Origin of the sequence: Candidatus Pelagibacter giovannonii (assembly GCF_012276695.1) — a bacterium.
Lineage (GTDB): Bacteria > Pseudomonadota > Alphaproteobacteria > Pelagibacterales > Pelagibacteraceae > Pelagibacter > Pelagibacter giovannonii.
Genome location: NZ_CP038852.1, coordinates 227,912 through 243,372 on the forward strand (window position 1 = coordinate 227,912; position 15,461 = coordinate 243,372).

Genomic DNA, 15,461 nt, shown 5'->3' on the forward strand with positions numbered 1-15,461 from the left:
ATTAATGAATTTAAAAGGATTAATTATTATTTTCAGGAATTGAAGGTGTATCACTAGACTTTTCTTCAATGATATCCAGTACAGAAGATGAAGGTGTTAATTCACCTCTAGAAATTATTGTTAAGGCTAGGCTGCAAATTATAAATAAAGTTGCAACTACTGCCGTAGCCTTACCCATAAAATTACCAGCAGATCTGGAAAGCATAAAATTATCTTGGGAAACACCTATACCAAGTGCTCCACCTTCAGATTTTTGAACCAGTATCAAAAGCACAAGTATTGTTGCTAGTACTAAGTTGACTACTAATAGAATATTTTCCATGAGGGTTAACTATATGTTTTTTTGACTATATCAATAAATTTTTTTGCATTTTGAGATGCTCCACCAATTAAAAAACCATCAATATTATTAATTTTTCTTAGGATTGTTATATTTTGGGGATTTACAGAACCTCCATATAAAACTTTTGGTAATTTATCTTTAAATTTACTTTTGATAAATTCTACTGTTTCAAAAAGATCTTGAGCTTTCGGTATAAGACCACTGCCTATAGCCCAAACAGGCTCGTAAGCTAAAAAGATTTTTGATTTATCTTTAATATTTTTTAAACCAATTTTAATTTGCTTTGATAAAATTAAGCGCGTCTTTTTTTTTCTTTTTTCACTTAAAGTTTCACCAATACAAAAAATAACTTTTAATTTAGCTTCGAGAGCACTTTTTATTTTTAGATTAATTAGTTTGTCACTTTCACCCTGCTCTCTATTTTCTGAATGACCAATAATTACAAAATGTGCACCAACGTTTTTTAACATACGCGAATTAACATGGCCAGTATAGGCACCATAATCTTTACTTTCATGACAATTTTGTCCACCAATACCAATTTGACAATTATTAAATTTTTTTGAAAAAGAACTTATTAAAGTATTTGGAGGGCAGTAAATTAATCTACCTCCCTTTATTTCTTTTGATTTTGAAAATTTAATAACTTTATCTAATGTATTTAAGGAAGATAAATTCCCATACATTTTCCAATTAGCTACAAAAAACATATATTTATTTGTCATAATGAAAAATTTAATCTATAGCTTGGTATTTTAAAGATCAATAAATTAATAATGCAATGATAAATCCATTAAGCAATTTTACAAAAAAAAAGATAGGTGGCTTAATCCTAATTTTTGTTATTATTATAGCTTTTGGCTTTGGTGGATTTGGTGGAGGTTTTAACACTGGAAATCAAAATAATATAGCTAAGATAAATAACACTAATATCTCTACGCAAGATTTCATGGATTACCTAAATCAATCTGGCTTAACTCAGCAAGTAATAAAAGAGAATATTGACAAAAATGTAATTGAAGAACTTTTATCATCTTTGGTTTCATCCACATTACTTAATCTTGAAATAAAAGATTTAAACTTAGTTATATCAGATAAAATAATTGCAGAAACTCTTAAGAAAAATAAAAACTTTTTAGATGAGAATGGTAACTTTCAAAGAACACTTTATGAAAAGTTTTTACTAACAAATAGCATGAGTGCAGCTATGTATGAAATAAAATTAAAGAATAACGTTCTACAAAGAGAATTATTTACCTATATAAGTGGTGGGGCAAAATCTCCTAAGTTTTTAACTGATAAGCATTTTTTAGAAAAAAATAGAAAATTATATATTGAATTTATTAAATTAAATAAATTTTATAAAAAAGCCGATAAGTTTACTGATCAAGAAATTAAAATGTTTATTGATGATAACTCGGAAAAATTAAAACAAGATTATATTGATTTTTCATATGTGATATTAACACCAAAAAACTTATTGGGTATTGATGATTTTAATCAAGCTTTTTTCGATGTCATTGATGAAATTGATAACAAGATATCTAAAAACGTTGATTTTAAGACAATTACAAATGAATTGGATATCGATGTAATAACAATAAATGATTATATAAATTTAGAAAATAAAGAAACAATTGAAAATAAAATCTACAATTCTAGAAAAGACAACATTGAAATACTAGAAGACAACGGAACATTTATCTTTTATCAAATAGATAGTGTTATTCAAAAATTACCAAATTTAAATGATGAAAGATTTGTAAAACAAATAACTAACCTTCTATTTCAAAAAGAAAAATTTGAATTTAATAAAGATATACTGAGTCAATTAGACAAAAATGAATTTAACCAAGCTTCATTTGATAAACTTGGAGGCGGTGAGGTTGAAAAAATCCAATTAAACTCAATTAAAGATATTAATAAATTTGAAAACAATTCTGTTAAAATTTTATACACTCTACCAATCAACACTTTTACTTTAATTGCTGACAGAGAAGATAACATATTCGTAGCTAAGGTTATAAAATTTGAAGATACAAAAATTTCTCAAGATTCAAATATACTCAATGCAATCGCTAATGAAGCAAGTGCAGAAAATAGAAATGGAATATTAAAATCATATGATTACCTTTTAAACAATAAATATGAGGTAATAGTTAATGAAAAAACTCTAGATAGGGTAAAAAATTACTTTAAATGATGCTTAATCGAAACTTTAAGGATTTTAAGTTTCAACACTCAAGAAACAAAAATCAAATAATATATACTTCTCAAAAAGTAAAAAATGATCAAGAAGTTTTAAATCTAATTGACAATTTTCTAGTAGAAAAAAATAGTTTTATTTTTGAGTCAGTGGAAAAAGGTAAGATAAGAGGAAGATATACTATCTTTGGCAAAAACCCAGATAAGATTTGGGAATTTAATAATAGAAACTCTTATCTAACTACCAATAATGTCAAAAAAAAAATTAAAGGTGAGCCAAAAAAAATTATAGAAAAAATAATAGAAGAATTTAAGTTTAAAACACCCGTAGGTCTCCCACCTATTTGTTCTTTATTATCAGGATATTTCTCTTACGACTCAATAAGATATATAGAAAAAATTCCAAACAAATGTATGGATGATTTAAATCTACCTGACGTTAGACTTTTAAGACCAAGGACATTAATTATCCACGATAACCTTAAAGAAAAGATTTTCTATATTATAAATGTTTACAATGACGAGAAAATTTCAAATTATAAAAGAAAATATTTTGAAATTGAGAATGAAATTAATAACCTATTAATAAAATCTTCTCATATAAAAGGTAATTCCAACAGTAATAAAAAGACTAATATCAAGGTAAAATCCAACACATCAAAAAATAAATTTTTAAGAATGGTTAATAGAGCAAAAAAATACATTAAAATTGGAGATATTTTTCAAGTAGTTTTAAGTCAAAGATTTGAAGCTAATTTATCCAAAACACCCTTAGAAATTTACAAAAAATTAAGAATTACTAACCCTTCTCCATTTATGTATTTTTTTAATTTTAAAGATTTTCAAATAATAGGAGCTAGTCCTGAAATTTTAGTTAGATTAAGAGATAACAAAATTACTGTTAGGCCAATTGCTGGAACTAGACCTAGAGGTAAAAATTTAAAAGAAGATAATTTTTTTGCTAAGGATTTACTTAAAGATAAAAAAGAACTTTCTGAACATTTAATGCTACTTGATTTAGGAAGAAATGATGCTGGTAAAGTTTCTAAAATAGGAACGGTCAAAGTGACAGAAAGTTTTATCATTGAGAAATACTCTCATGTAATGCATATAGTTTCTAATGTGATAGGAGTTTATAATAAAAAATTTTCAAAATTTAAATCGTTACTTGCTGGATTTCCTGCTGGAACTGTTTCTGGTGCACCTAAAATTAGAGCTATGGAAATAATCGATGAGCTAGAAAAAACTAAAAGAAAAGTTTATGCTGGAGGTATAGGTTATTTTTCTGCAAATGGTGAATTTGATACCTGTATCGCTTTAAGAACTGCTGTTGCAAAAAATAAAAAGTTCTATGTTCAAGCTGGTGCAGGAATAGTAGCTGATAGTAATCCAATCAAAGAATACGAAGAAACTGTAAATAAAGCAAAAGCATTAATGAATGCCTTAAGATAATGAAAATTATATTAATAGATAATTATGATAGTTTTACATTTAACTTATATCATTATGTATCATCATTAGGTGTTACAGTTGATGTAATTAGAAATGATGAAATTACTCATCAACAAATAATAAAAAACAAATATAATAAAATTATTATATCACCAGGACCCGGTAATCCAAATCAATCAGGGAATTGTATTAAAATAGTAAAAGCGCTTTATAAAAAAATACCAATTCTTGGTGTATGTTTAGGTCATCAAATTATTGGTCAAGTTTTTGGTTCAAATATTATTCAAGCAAATAAGTTAATGCATGGAAAGACCAGCACCATAAAATCAAAAAAAATAGGTATACTTAAAAATCTTCCTGCAAAATTTGAAGCTACAAGATATCATAGCCTTATAGTTGATAAAAAAACATTATCTGATCAGCTTGAAATTACTGCAGAAACAAAAGATGGAATTATCATGGGTATAATGCATAAAAAGTATAATATCCACGGTGTTCAATTTCACCCTGAAAGTATAAAGACTATCATTGGAATGAAAATATTAAAAAATTTTATTAACTACAAAGATAAATGAAAATTTTCTTAGATAAATTAAAAAATAAACAAGACTTATCGTTCAATGAAAGCAAAAATGCTTTTGAAATACTAATGGATGGTAAAGCATCAGATGATGAGATATTTGATTTTTTAACTCTACTTTCATCTAAAGGTGAGATCTCAGATGAAATTGCTGGAGGGGTTTATGTTTTAAGAAATAAATCTAAAAGAGTTAACGTTAAAGATTGTATTGATACCTGTGGAACGGGTGGAGACGGTATGAACACACTTAATATCTCTACAGCCTCTGCATTACTGCTATCTAGTATGGGTATTAAGGTTGCAAAACATGGCAATAAAGCTGTTTCCTCTAAATGTGGTTCAGGAGATGTTTTAGAAGCTTTGAATATAAAAATAGATTTAGAGCCAAAAGATATTGAGGAGCAAATTAAAAAAAATAACTTTGGTTTTATGTTTGCACCTAACTATCACAGTGCAATGAGATTTGTTGGTCCAACTAGAAAAAAAATAGGTAAAAGAACAATTTTTAATATGATTGGTCCCTTAAGTAGCCCTGCCCTAGTTAACAGACAAGTAGTTGGTGTTTTTGATAAAAAGCTATTAAAAATTTTTGCTAATGCTTTAAAAAATTTAAATATTAAATTTGCCTGGATTGTAAATAGTGAAGATGGATTAGATGAAATATCACCTTATTCAAAAACTAATGTTGTTCAATTAAAAAATGGTGAAATTTCTGAAATATTAATTGACCCTATAAAACTAAATATAGGTGCGAATAAATTTGAAGATTTACTTGGTGATGATGCGAAATTTAATGCGAACAAAATGCTGGATATATTTAAAGGTGAGGATAACGATTTTTCAAAAGCTGTTTGTTTAAATGCAGCAGCAGGCCTTATTGTTTCAGATAAACATACAATCTTTATTGATGCTTATAATGAAGCTAGAACACATATTTTATCAGGAAAAACATACATTAACTTAAAGGAAATTCAAAATGTCTAAAGACGTACTAGAGGAAATTATTAAAAAAAAAATTGAAAAAGTTGATTTATTAAAAAAATCAATTTCAATTAATTCTTTAAATGAACAAATAGATCAAAATAAAACATTTATTAACTTTAAAGATAGAATTCAAAACAATATTGATAATAATAAAATCTCTTTAATTGCAGAAATAAAAAAAGCAAGCCCGTCTGCTGGTATTATAATTGATGATTATAACCCTATAGAAATAGCAAAAATCTATGATACCAATAAAGCAACATGTTTATCAATTCTTACTGAAGAAGATTTTTTTTTGGGCAACTTAAGTGATATAAGTAAAGTAAAAGAAAAAATAAACTTACCTGTTCTTTGTAAAGATTTTTTTATTGATAAGTTTCAAGTACCTCTTGCAAAAAGTTATGGTGCGGATGCAATATTAATTATATTGGCTGGTGTCTCTGATAACCTTGCTAATGAATTATACGAAGAAGCTATAAGACTTAATATGTCAATAATTGTTGAGGTGCATACAATTGAAGAAGCTGAGAAAGCACTTAACTTTAAAGAAGCATTAATTGGAATAAATAATAGAAATCTTAAAACTTTAAAAACAGATCTTAATACAACTTATGATATCTATAATGTTTTGAGTAATCACTCCTCACCTTTAATTTCTGAAAGTGGTATTAAAACAAAGGAAGAACTTCTTTCTTTAGAGAACAAAACTGAAATAAAAACTTTTTTAATTGGTGAATCACTTTTAAAAAATTTAAATAAAAATTCAATTTTTTCAGTTCTCTAGTCAAATAAACCCCTATTTTAAACAGTTTTTAGCTATTGCTGAATTAGAAGAACACTTGTAGAACATATTTTGTACTTTATTTGTTCTTATGCTAACTAAAAAACAAAAAAACCTGCTTTTATTCATCAACAAAAAGTTGAGAGCGTCAGGCGTATCTCCTTCATATGAAGAAATGAAAGAGTCATTAAATTTAAAGTCTAAATCAGGAATTCACAGATTAATAAGTGCCTTAGAAGAAAGAGGTTTTATTAGAAGGTTAGCTCATAAAGCAAGAGCTTTAGAGGTTATAAAACTTCCTGAAACAGCTTCCGCTAATGATATTTACAATAACTTTTCACCAAGTGTCATCAAAGGTGGTCTCGATATGGAAAATACTAATTTAAATGAAATGGAAATACCTGTGCTGGGTAGTATAGCTGCAGGAACACCAGTAGAAGCTATACAAAATGAAGTCTCCCGAATACCTCTTCCAAGTAATCTTGAAAAAAATGGTCAATATTTTGGTTTAAAAGTTCAAGGTGACTCAATGATTGAAGCTGGTATTAATGAAGGTGATACTGTTATTATAAAAAGATCTGACACTGCAGATAATGGTAAAATAGTTGTAGCTTTAATAGATGAACATGAAGCAATGTTGAAAAGAATTAGAAGAAAAGGAAAAACTGTAGCACTCGAAAGTGCCAATAGAAACTATGAAACCAAAATATTTGGTCCAGATAGGGTAAAAGTTCAAGGTGTTCTTGTATCTTTATATAGAAACTTCTAAGAAAATAGTCTAAAAATCATTGATGTCAAAAGTAGCAACAAGATTTGCTCCCTCACCTACTGGAGCTTTACATATTGGTGGTATAAGAACTGCTTTATTTAATTGGCTGTATTCAAAAAATCAAAAAGGAACATTTCATCTTAGAATTGAAGATACTGATAAAGAGAGATCTAAAGATGAACATAAGATTCAAATTATTAAGTCTTTAAAATGGATTGGCATTGAACATGATGGTGATGAATACATTCAATCAACCAAAATTAGTGATCATATAAATGTCGCTAATGAACTAATTAAAAATGGACATGCTTATAAATGTTATTGTTCAAATGAGGAAATAGAAGAGCAAAAAAAAAGAGCAAGACAAAAAAAACTTCCCTATGTTTACAATAGAAAATGGAGAGACCTACCAGAATCTGATGCTCCTAAAGATATCAAACCAGTAATTAGATTTAAAAGTAAAATTGAAGGAACTTCAGTATTAAAAGATTTGGTACAAGGAGATGTCGAAATAGAAAATATTACAATAGAAGATTTTATAATTTTAAGAAATGATGGAACACCAACATACAATCTTTCAGCGACTGTAGATGATCATCAAATGAACATGACTCATATAATTAGGGGTGACGATCATAAAATTAATACATTTAAGCAAATGCAAATATATTTGGCTATGAAATGGCAAGTTCCTTTATTTGCTCACATTCCATTGATTCATACTATTGAAGGAAAGAAACTATCAAAAAGAGATAATGCATCGACATTAGATGACTATTCTAAGATAGGAATAATGCCTGATGCTTTAAGAAATTACTTATTAAGGTTAGGCTGGTCTTATCAAGATAAGGAAATATTTACGCTAGAAGAAAGCATTAAGTGCTTTAATTTAGAAGGAATTGGTAAATCTCCATCAAAGCTAGATATGAGTAGAATATTATCAATGAATGAACATTATATTAAAACAATTGATGAAAAAGAACTTTACGATCATCTCGTAAGATATTGCGAAATTTATAAAGAAAAAATTAAACCTGAAAAAGAGACTAAAATTAAACCCTCATTAACTTTTCTCAAGAATAAAGCAAAAACATTAGAAGACATATTTAATAACGCTAAATATATAATTTTTGATGAGGTAAAATTTGAAGATAAAGATTTAGAATTAATTGATGATAAAGCAAAAAATATAATTAAAGAATTCAAAGAAAAAATAATTTCAATCAAATCAGTAAGCAAAGAAACACTTGAACCCGTAGTTAATAACTTAATAAAAAAATATGAAACTAATTTTAAAGGTGTAGGTCAACCACTAAGAGTTGCTTTAACTGGATCGAAATTTGGTCCTGGTTTATATGATATAATAATTTCTTTGGGGAAAGAAGAGGTAGAAAAAAGATTAGGGAATAAGATAGTTATTTAAAATTAGAGCTGCTTCACTAGATGAAGAAGATTTTGACTTAATACCCTCTAAGGTTTTTTCACACTCAGCTAATTGTTTTTCAATCAACTCTGGATTTTTAAGAAAATAAGTTACTGTTTTATATATTTCTTCAGCATTACATTCTTTTTGTAATAATTCTGGAATTACTTCTTTGTCATTAATAATATTAATAATATTTGCAAACTTAACATTAACTAATAATTTAAATATCATAAAATTTATAAAACTTAATTTATAAATAATTATTGAAGGAATATTGGCACTAGAGATTTGAAGTGAAATTGTTCCAGATTTAGAGACTGCAAAAATTGAATTAGATAAAACCTGATATTTTATATTTTCATCTGAAATAACATCAATATTATCTAAATTAATATTTTTTACCTTATTGATTATAAATTCTTTATTTTCATCTGTTGCATGAAAAACAAATGAATAATCAAGATTTTTTTTATTCATCAATTTAATAAAATTAAATAAAATTGGCAAAAGAACATTTGTTTCTGAATTTCTACTACCTGGAAATAAAGATATAATTTTTTTATCTTTAGAGATTAAATTATCTAATGTTGTTATAACATTGTCTTTTTTTTCAATTAAAGGATGACCAACAAAAGTATTCTTAATATTTTCTTCATCAAAATATTTTTTTTCAAAGTTAAATAATAAAAGCACATGATCAATAAACTTTTTAATTTTTTTAACTCTATTTTTTCTCCAAACCCACACCTGAGGGGCAACATAATGGATTGTCTTTATGTTGTTATTAATCTTTTTTACCTTTTCAGCAACTCTTAGTGTAAAATCAGGACTATCAACACTAAACAAGATATCAGGATTAAATTTTATAATCTCATCAACAGTTATGTTAATTTTTTTTCTAATTTTGAATACATTAAATAGTACGCTAGTAAAACCTAGATATGTAATCTCTTTCAGGTCAAAGATAGATTGAATTCCTAATTTTTTAATATGTGTTCCACCTACTGATAAATAATCAATATCTGGATTATCTATCTTAAGTTTTAATATAACTGTCGAGGCTAATTTATCACCAGAGGGTTCACCTGTTAAAATAAAAATTTTTTTCATATAACCTTAATAAAGATCTTATTTTTATTAGCAAAGGTTATACATTTGGCCTTATCTAGGAATATATTTTTTTTAGATTTTAAAACTATTCCTTTTAAGCCATATTTTTTACAATCTTTTAGAGTTTGAAGACCAATAGTTGGTAAATCCATTCTAAGATCTTGTTTTACTTTAGGTAACTTAATCAATATTCCTTCAGATTTTTTCTTTAATTTTGATAACATTTTCTTTGTTCCCTGCCGGTCTTCAATTGATAAAATAGTGTTATTTTTAACAATCACTGCTTGTATGTGATCTAAGCTATTTAATTTATTAAAGTAATTAATTCCTTTTTTAATAGAACTGTTATCACTCATATTAGGTTTTAGTTTAGTATAGTTTCCACTTTTAACAGTTAATTCAGGATTAAAAAAGATAGAACTAATAACATTTATATTTTCATTATATAAAATTTTAATTATAGCTTTTATAATTGCTGCATCACCTAATTTTGCTGCTCTAATGATACTAGGCATATAATAGACACCCTTAAGATCTAATCTTAACGTAGAAAATTTTGGTTTTGTAATTTTACCTGCAAATAAAACTTTTTTTGATTTTTTTTCTTTAATTAAATGTATTATTTTCCCAAACATACCAATGCTTATTCGATGAGAGTTTATATCTTTTTTAAATTTATTATTTTTTGAAAAATCAATAATAAAATATTTTTTATTTAATCTTTTTATTTTTTTTAGAACAGCATCTGAAAAATCAGTATCTCCTAAAAATAGTCCAATCATTTTATTTTGAATATGGTGTGCAAATAGGTCTTTTTTTATCTTTTTCTAAAAAATTGACTACTTCTAATACAAGTTCATTCTTTTTAAAATCTTGATCTAGATTAATCAGATTTTGAGTTAAATTCTCATCCTTAAAAATTTCTTTATATGCTTCACTTAGATTCATAATTTCTTTATTTGGAATATTTTTTCTTCTTAAACCTATTAAATTTAATCCTTGTAGTATGCTTCGATTACCATGGGCTATACCATACGGTATGACATCTCTTACAACACCACACATTCCTCCTATCATTGCTGATTTTCCAACTCTAGTGAATTGCTGTACAGCTGAGTTACCTCCAATTATAACATTACTTTCTATATGTGCATGTCCTCCTAAAGGAACATTGTTTGCTAAAATAACATTATCTTCAACTAAACAATCATGCGCTATGTGTGAGGAAACCATAAATAAACAGTTATTTCCTACTTTAGTTAATCCTCCACCACCCTCGGTACCAGGGTTAATAGTTACATATTCTCTAATTTTATTATCATCACCTATTTCAAGATTTGTTTGTTCACCACTAAATTTTAAATCTTGAGGATCATTTCCAATTGATGCAAATGAGTAAATCTTATTGTTTTTTCCAATTTTAGTATACCCCACGATACTTACATGAGATTGAATTACAGAATTTTCTGCTATTTCAACATTGGGACCTATTATAGTGTAAGCACCAATATTAACATTAGTACTGATTTTTGCTTTGGGATCTATAATTGCTGTTTTGTGTATCATTTATTATCCTTTAAAAAATCTCTGATATTTTTTGCTGGATATCCCATCACTTTTGAGTTGTCTGAAATATTTTTTATCACTCCACTACCACCAGCTATTTCTACATTATTTCCAATTGTTAAATGACCAGAAATACCAGCCTGACCACCAATTCGAACATTATTACCAAGGATGGAGCTACCAGCAATTCCTACTTGTCCAGCTATAATTGAATTTTTACCAATTTTAACATTATGAGCAATATGAATTTGATTATCTAAAAATGTATTTTTACCAATTACAGTGTTTGACATAGACCCTCTGTCAATAGTACAGCCACATCCAATCTCAGAATTTTCTCCAATTATAACAATTCCAATATGTGGATATCTTAAATTTTTTTCATTAATAGGAAAAAAACCAAAACCATGTTTGCCAATAACACAATTATCTAAAACTTTAACATTGTTATCAATTAATGTATTTCTTATGATAACATTTGATCCTATTGAGCAATTATCTCCAATTGAAACATTTTGTTCAATAATAGTATTATGACCTATTAAACAGTTAGAACCAAGTGTAACATTATCACCAATTAAAACATTTTTTCCATATTCAACTTTATCTTTATATTTTGTTTCAGTTATATCTCTAGCTGTATAATCAAAATTATCGTTAATTGAACTAGAGTAAAATTTTGATGTAATTTTAGAAGTTGAAACTAAAACGTTCTCTACCACTAATGGTATGCAACTTTTAGGTAATTCTTTCTTTAAAATATCAGTTGTTATACAAAAAGAAGCTTTGGTATTATTTGCAATATTTTTGTATTTTTTAGAATGAAAAAAAGTAATTTCATTTTTTTGTGACGTAAATAAATCTTTGATATCAATTATTTTTTGATCATTGGTAATTTTAAAATTATCAAGATTTATTAATTGTAAAATATCTGAAATTTTAAAAGGGCCATTATTTTTAAAAAAAGGATTAATCATCAAAACCTTTTTACCAAAGCAAATTAACCTGTGTTATCAAGATTTGTTGCTGATTATTTCTTATCGACAATAGTAGCTGACCATTGAGCGTCAGCCATTTTTTTTCCATCAACAAAGGCATCTCCTTTGTACTTCCAAACCCTACCATGTGTTCTGATAGCTTGAATCTTTAATTCTAATTTACAATCAGGTATAACGGGGCTTCTAAATCTTGCTTTTTCTACACCCATTAAAAATACTAATTTATTATCATATGTTTCTTTATCTAAACCATGAGCTGTTAATGCTGCTGCAGCTTGACCAAAAGCTTCAACTATTAAAACACCTGGCATAACAGGATTATCTGGAAAATGACCTTGTACAAAAAAACTATCTTTTTTAACATAAACAATAGCTGTAGCTGAAGACAATTTTTCAATATCATGAAGCTCATCAATTAATAGCATTGGCTCCCTATGAGGAAGTAAATTTGAAATTTGTTTTTTATTAAGGATTTTTTTTGTCATTTATTTAATTTTAAATTCTTTAATCTCTGTGTTTATAATCTTAATGATTTCATCTGTAATATCAAGTTCAGTCTTAGCAGCAACTAAATCTTTTTTTTGTAAAATAATAGATATTTTTTTTTCATTTAAGTAATCAATTAAAATTGGGTTAATTAATTTCAAAAGATTATTCGTATTGTCCAGCTTTAATTTATTAAAATCTGAAACCATTTTATTTCTAATCTTATTATAGTTGATAATTTCATTTTTCAATTTATCTACTTTGTTTTTAAAATCAGTTTCTGATAAAATATTTTTTTGAGAAATTAATTTTACTTCTTTTTCTTGAAATTTTTTTTCCTCTTTTTTTAAAAAATTTGAATTCTTGTTTTTGACATCATTTAGTTGCTTTAGAATTGAGATACCTAAATTAGAAGTTGAAATAACTTTATCCATATTAATGATTGCTATTTTTTGTTCAGAAATAACTGGATTAATAAAAAATAATAATAAAACTAGGAATGATGTAAAAAAAATTTTCACTAGAAAGTGGTGCCAAGATTAAATCTAAAAGATTCTGTTATATCATTTTTACCCTTGGTAATTGCCTCTGATAAAGAAAAATTTAAAGGGCCAATAGGCGTAAAAAAGTCTACAGCAATACCCACTGATGATCTAATTTTACTTTCATCACTCAAAGATGAGCTATAATCTATGCCCCAAACATTTCCTGCATCAAAAAAAATAGAAACATCTGTATTTTGTGAATTTGGTAATATTTGAGAAAGACTTGTTGCTACATTAACGGAAGCTGCATAATTTCCACCAATATAATCAGCACCATCTTTTGGACCAACTTTTCCGGATTCAAATCCTCTAAGCTTACTTTGCGGTAAATACAATCTATCAGAAAGTTTAACATCTTTGCCACTTAAAGAATTTGTAGTTGTACCAAAAAAACCAATAGAAAAAATATTTTCATTTAACCACTCATTGTATAATTTATAATCATAAGCATTTGTTAAAGTATAACTTTCACTAATTAATGGGATATTTTGTGTAAGCCTACTAATATAACCATCTGACGTTTTGTATCTTTGATTTCTTTTGTCATAACTAAAAGTTTGATTAAAAAAAGTATCAAAGTAAGACCCTTCTTGTTTTTTCATACTAGCAGAGGCTGTGCCATCTGTATCTAGTTTTTCGACATAAGAAGAAATTCCTGTATTCCAGAATAGATCATCATAAAATTCAAAACCACTCCCAATAGAAATTCCAGTTTTGTTTGATTTATATCCAAAATTTTTAAGACGATCAGTAATAGTACTTTCTAATGAAGCAATTAATGATCTATTAGAACCTTTATAATTAGGGTTATTTAGTGAAATTAATCCTTTTAAACTTTCTGCACTAAGCATAACATCAGAGGAGAATTCTATACCTCTTCCAAGAAAATTGTTTTCCGATACACCAAAAGCAAGAGTTCCTCCGTTTGTACCAACACCAGCACCTGCCATGATTTCCCCTGTGGGTTTTTCTTCAACAGTAATATTAATTATTTTCTTATTTTCATTCTCTATATCCAAAATTTCTGATTCAACTTTACTGAAAAAATTAAGTGATTTTAAATTATTTAAAGTTCTAGTTTGAAGTAACTCATTAAAAGCATCACCCTCATCAACTAAGAGGTTATTTCGAATTACTTCTTCGCGTGTAATATTGTTACCAAGTATGTTAATTTTTCCAACATAAAACTTTTCTGACTCAGCAATATCAAATGTAAGATTAATTAAATTATTTTCAATACTTTCATTAACTGTAGAATTTAAAAACTCAAATTGTTCATTTAGAACAATTTTATCAATTTCTTTTAAAATCTTATCAATCGAATTTAGAGAATAATTTTCTCCCTTAAGATCTTTGAAAATTTTATCTAATTGTGAAAAATTAGCACGCTCATAGTCAATGGGAAGGTTAAGATCAAATTCATTAAAATAAAATTTTTCACCAGATGAAATATTATAAATTATTTCAAACTCATCATTGCCTAGATAATTGGCAAAAGATGACTCTATTACAACATTATAAAAACCCTTGTTTTTATAAAAATTATCCAATAGTTTTTTGTCGTAATTAATTAAATTTTCATTTAAATATTTTTTACCAGAGAGAAACTTCCAAAATCTGAATTCTTCACTAATAATAATATTTTTTAATGTACTATCTTTAAATTTTTTATCACCAATGAAAGAAATTTTTGAAATTTTAGATTTTTCACCAAGATCAATTTGATATAGAAGATCAATTTTATTTTCTCCTAAATCTTGATAAGAAGATGTAACACTAGAGAAGTAAAAGCCATCATCTTTAAGAAAGTTTAAAATGGTAGTTTCATCTTTTTTAATTGACGCTGAGTTATAAGAAGATCTATTTTTTAAAGATAAAACTTCATATAAAGATTCTTTAGTCTTTTTTTTTTTATTCCCTCAATAAAGACAGTTTGAATTATCGGGTTTTCCAAAACTTCTATGATTAAGTTATCATTTTTAATTTTAACTGAAACGTCTTTAAAAAAACCAGATTTATATAATTTCTTTAAAATTTCGTTTATAGAATTTTCGTCTAAGGTAATGTTGTCTTGAATTTCAGAAAAAACTAATATTGTTTCATTGGAAATTCTTTCATTACCATTAATGATAATTTTTTCATAATTTTTTGAATATGCAGAAAAATTCAAAAAAATAGATAATAAAATAAATTGAATAAAAATCTTAAACATAGCG

Annotated in this window: 16 protein-coding genes and 1 pseudogene; 7 read left to right on the top strand and 10 right to left on the bottom strand. The window is 26.4% G+C overall.

Translation table 11 applies throughout. From position 1 onward, the window contains the following. Nucleotides 1–19: 19 nt before the first annotated feature. Both secG and E5R92_RS01355 read right to left on the bottom strand, forming a co-directional pair. Nucleotides 20–322: a preprotein translocase subunit SecG gene (gene secG, locus E5R92_RS01350; RefSeq protein WP_168606326.1), complete on the bottom strand. Its 303-nt coding sequence runs from the start codon at nt 320–322 to the stop codon at nt 20–22. Nucleotides 323–327: 5 nt separating this feature from the next. Then, nucleotides 328–1,068, bottom strand: a complete 741-nt coding sequence (locus tag E5R92_RS01355) for a triose-phosphate isomerase (RefSeq protein ID WP_168606327.1) — start codon at nt 1,066–1,068, stop codon at nt 328–330. A 56-nt stretch (nt 1,069–1,124) separates the two neighbouring features. Between E5R92_RS01355 and E5R92_RS01360 the strand changes: the two genes are divergently transcribed. The 7 genes from E5R92_RS01360 to gltX all read left to right on the top strand — a co-directional run bounded on the left by E5R92_RS01360 (nt 1,125) and on the right by gltX (nt 8,537). Continuing rightward, entirely contained in the window at nt 1,125–2,546 is a 1,422-nt protein-coding gene (locus E5R92_RS01360) for a SurA N-terminal domain-containing protein (protein ID WP_168606328.1), read from the top strand. Further along, nucleotides 2,546–4,000, top strand: a complete 1,455-nt coding sequence (gene trpE, locus E5R92_RS01365; protein ID WP_168607457.1) for an anthranilate synthase component I — start codon at nt 2,546–2,548, stop codon at nt 3,998–4,000. Before E5R92_RS01360 ends, trpE begins: the two co-directional genes overlap by 1 nt. Next, nucleotides 4,000–4,575 (top strand): anthranilate synthase component II, encoded by a 576-nt coding sequence (locus E5R92_RS01370; RefSeq protein WP_168606329.1) that lies wholly within the window; start codon nt 4,000–4,002, stop codon nt 4,573–4,575. Before trpE ends, E5R92_RS01370 begins: the two co-directional genes overlap by 1 nt. Then, entirely contained in the window at nt 4,572–5,564 is a 993-nt protein-coding gene (trpD, locus tag E5R92_RS01375) for an anthranilate phosphoribosyltransferase (protein WP_168606330.1), read from the top strand. The genes E5R92_RS01370 and trpD overlap by 4 nt, the downstream gene beginning before the upstream one ends. Beyond that, entirely contained in the window at nt 5,557–6,348 is a 792-nt protein-coding gene (locus tag E5R92_RS01380; RefSeq protein WP_168606331.1) for an indole-3-glycerol phosphate synthase TrpC, read from the top strand. The genes trpD and E5R92_RS01380 overlap by 8 nt, the downstream gene beginning before the upstream one ends. Nucleotides 6,349–6,436: 88 nt before the next feature. Beyond that, nucleotides 6,437–7,114, top strand: a complete 678-nt coding sequence (gene lexA / locus E5R92_RS01385; protein WP_168606332.1) for a transcriptional repressor LexA — start codon at nt 6,437–6,439, stop codon at nt 7,112–7,114. A gap of 22 nt (nt 7,115–7,136) precedes the next feature. Further along, entirely contained in the window at nt 7,137–8,537 is a 1,401-nt protein-coding gene (gene gltX / locus E5R92_RS01390; protein ID WP_168606333.1) for a glutamate--tRNA ligase, read from the top strand. On the opposite strand, the gene lpxB is transcribed toward gltX, so the two are convergent. From lpxB to E5R92_RS07440, 8 genes and pseudogenes are all read right to left on the bottom strand, one after another. Beyond that, nucleotides 8,514–9,650: a lipid-A-disaccharide synthase gene (lpxB, locus tag E5R92_RS01395; protein ID WP_168606334.1), complete on the bottom strand. Its 1,137-nt coding sequence runs from the start codon at nt 9,648–9,650 to the stop codon at nt 8,514–8,516. The two genes, gltX and lpxB, sit on opposite strands and share 24 nt — an antisense overlap. After that, entirely contained in the window at nt 9,647–10,432 is a 786-nt protein-coding gene (gene lpxI / locus E5R92_RS01400; protein ID WP_168606335.1) for a UDP-2,3-diacylglucosamine diphosphatase LpxI domain-containing protein, read from the bottom strand. Before lpxI ends, lpxB begins: the two co-directional genes overlap by 4 nt. 1 nt (nt 10,433) lies before the next feature. Next, nucleotides 10,434–11,216 carry an acyl-ACP--UDP-N-acetylglucosamine O-acyltransferase gene (gene lpxA / locus E5R92_RS01405; RefSeq protein WP_168606336.1) on the bottom strand — a complete coding sequence of 261 codons (783 nt, stop codon included), beginning with the start codon at nt 11,214–11,216 and terminating at the stop codon, nt 10,434–10,436. Continuing rightward, entirely contained in the window at nt 11,213–12,193 is a 981-nt protein-coding gene (gene lpxD, locus E5R92_RS01410) for a UDP-3-O-(3-hydroxymyristoyl)glucosamine N-acyltransferase (RefSeq protein WP_168606337.1), read from the bottom strand. Before lpxD ends, lpxA begins: the two co-directional genes overlap by 4 nt. A gap of 53 nt (nt 12,194–12,246) precedes the next feature. Further along, nucleotides 12,247–12,699 carry a 3-hydroxyacyl-ACP dehydratase FabZ gene (gene fabZ / locus E5R92_RS01415; RefSeq protein WP_174823068.1) on the bottom strand — a complete coding sequence of 151 codons (453 nt, stop codon included), beginning with the start codon at nt 12,697–12,699 and terminating at the stop codon, nt 12,247–12,249. Beyond that, nucleotides 12,700–13,221: an OmpH/Skp family outer membrane protein gene (locus tag E5R92_RS01420; RefSeq protein WP_229704548.1), complete on the bottom strand. Its 522-nt coding sequence runs from the start codon at nt 13,219–13,221 to the stop codon at nt 12,700–12,702. Further along, nucleotides 13,221–15,104 (bottom strand): annotated as a pseudogene (bamA, locus tag E5R92_RS01425) (outer membrane protein assembly factor BamA); the annotation flags it as partial. The pseudogene bamA and the gene E5R92_RS01420, both read right to left, overlap by 1 nt. Before the next feature lie 8 nt (nt 15,105–15,112). Beyond that, complete coding sequence (locus E5R92_RS07440; RefSeq protein WP_229704549.1) at nt 15,113–15,457, bottom strand: POTRA domain-containing protein; 345 nt, start codon at nt 15,455–15,457, stop codon at nt 15,113–15,115. Nucleotides 15,458–15,461: the final 4 nt, after the last annotated feature.

Excerpts from the sequence above, each read along its gene's own strand:
- secG (WP_168606326.1), bottom strand. The coding sequence starts at position 322 with ATGGAAAATATTCTATTAGTAGTCAACTTAGTACTAGCAACAATACTT.
- E5R92_RS01355 (WP_168606327.1), bottom strand. The coding sequence starts at position 1,068 with ATGACAAATAAATATATGTTTTTTGTAGCTAATTGGAAAATGTATGGG.
- E5R92_RS01360 (WP_168606328.1), top strand. The coding sequence starts at position 1,125 with ATGATAAATCCATTAAGCAATTTTACAAAAAAAAAGATAGGTGGCTTA.
- trpE (WP_168607457.1), top strand. The coding sequence starts at position 2,546 with ATGCTTAATCGAAACTTTAAGGATTTTAAGTTTCAACACTCAAGAAAC.
- E5R92_RS01370 (WP_168606329.1), top strand. The coding sequence starts at position 4,000 with ATGAAAATTATATTAATAGATAATTATGATAGTTTTACATTTAACTTA.
- trpD (WP_168606330.1), top strand. The coding sequence starts at position 4,572 with ATGAAAATTTTCTTAGATAAATTAAAAAATAAACAAGACTTATCGTTC.
- E5R92_RS01380 (WP_168606331.1), top strand. The coding sequence starts at position 5,557 with ATGTCTAAAGACGTACTAGAGGAAATTATTAAAAAAAAAATTGAAAAA.
- lexA (WP_168606332.1), top strand. The coding sequence starts at position 6,437 with ATGCTAACTAAAAAACAAAAAAACCTGCTTTTATTCATCAACAAAAAG.
- gltX (WP_168606333.1), top strand. The coding sequence starts at position 7,137 with ATGTCAAAAGTAGCAACAAGATTTGCTCCCTCACCTACTGGAGCTTTA.
- lpxB (WP_168606334.1), bottom strand. The coding sequence starts at position 9,650 with ATGAAAAAAATTTTTATTTTAACAGGTGAACCCTCTGGTGATAAATTA.
- lpxI (WP_168606335.1), bottom strand. The coding sequence starts at position 10,432 with ATGATTGGACTATTTTTAGGAGATACTGATTTTTCAGATGCTGTTCTA.
- lpxA (WP_168606336.1), bottom strand. The coding sequence starts at position 11,216 with ATGATACACAAAACAGCAATTATAGATCCCAAAGCAAAAATCAGTACT.
- lpxD (WP_168606337.1), bottom strand. The coding sequence starts at position 12,193 with ATGATTAATCCTTTTTTTAAAAATAATGGCCCTTTTAAAATTTCAGAT.
- fabZ (WP_174823068.1), bottom strand. The coding sequence starts at position 12,699 with ATGACAAAAAAAATCCTTAATAAAAAACAAATTTCAAATTTACTTCCT.
- E5R92_RS07440 (WP_229704549.1), bottom strand. The coding sequence starts at position 15,457 with ATGTTTAAGATTTTTATTCAATTTATTTTATTATCTATTTTTTTGAAT.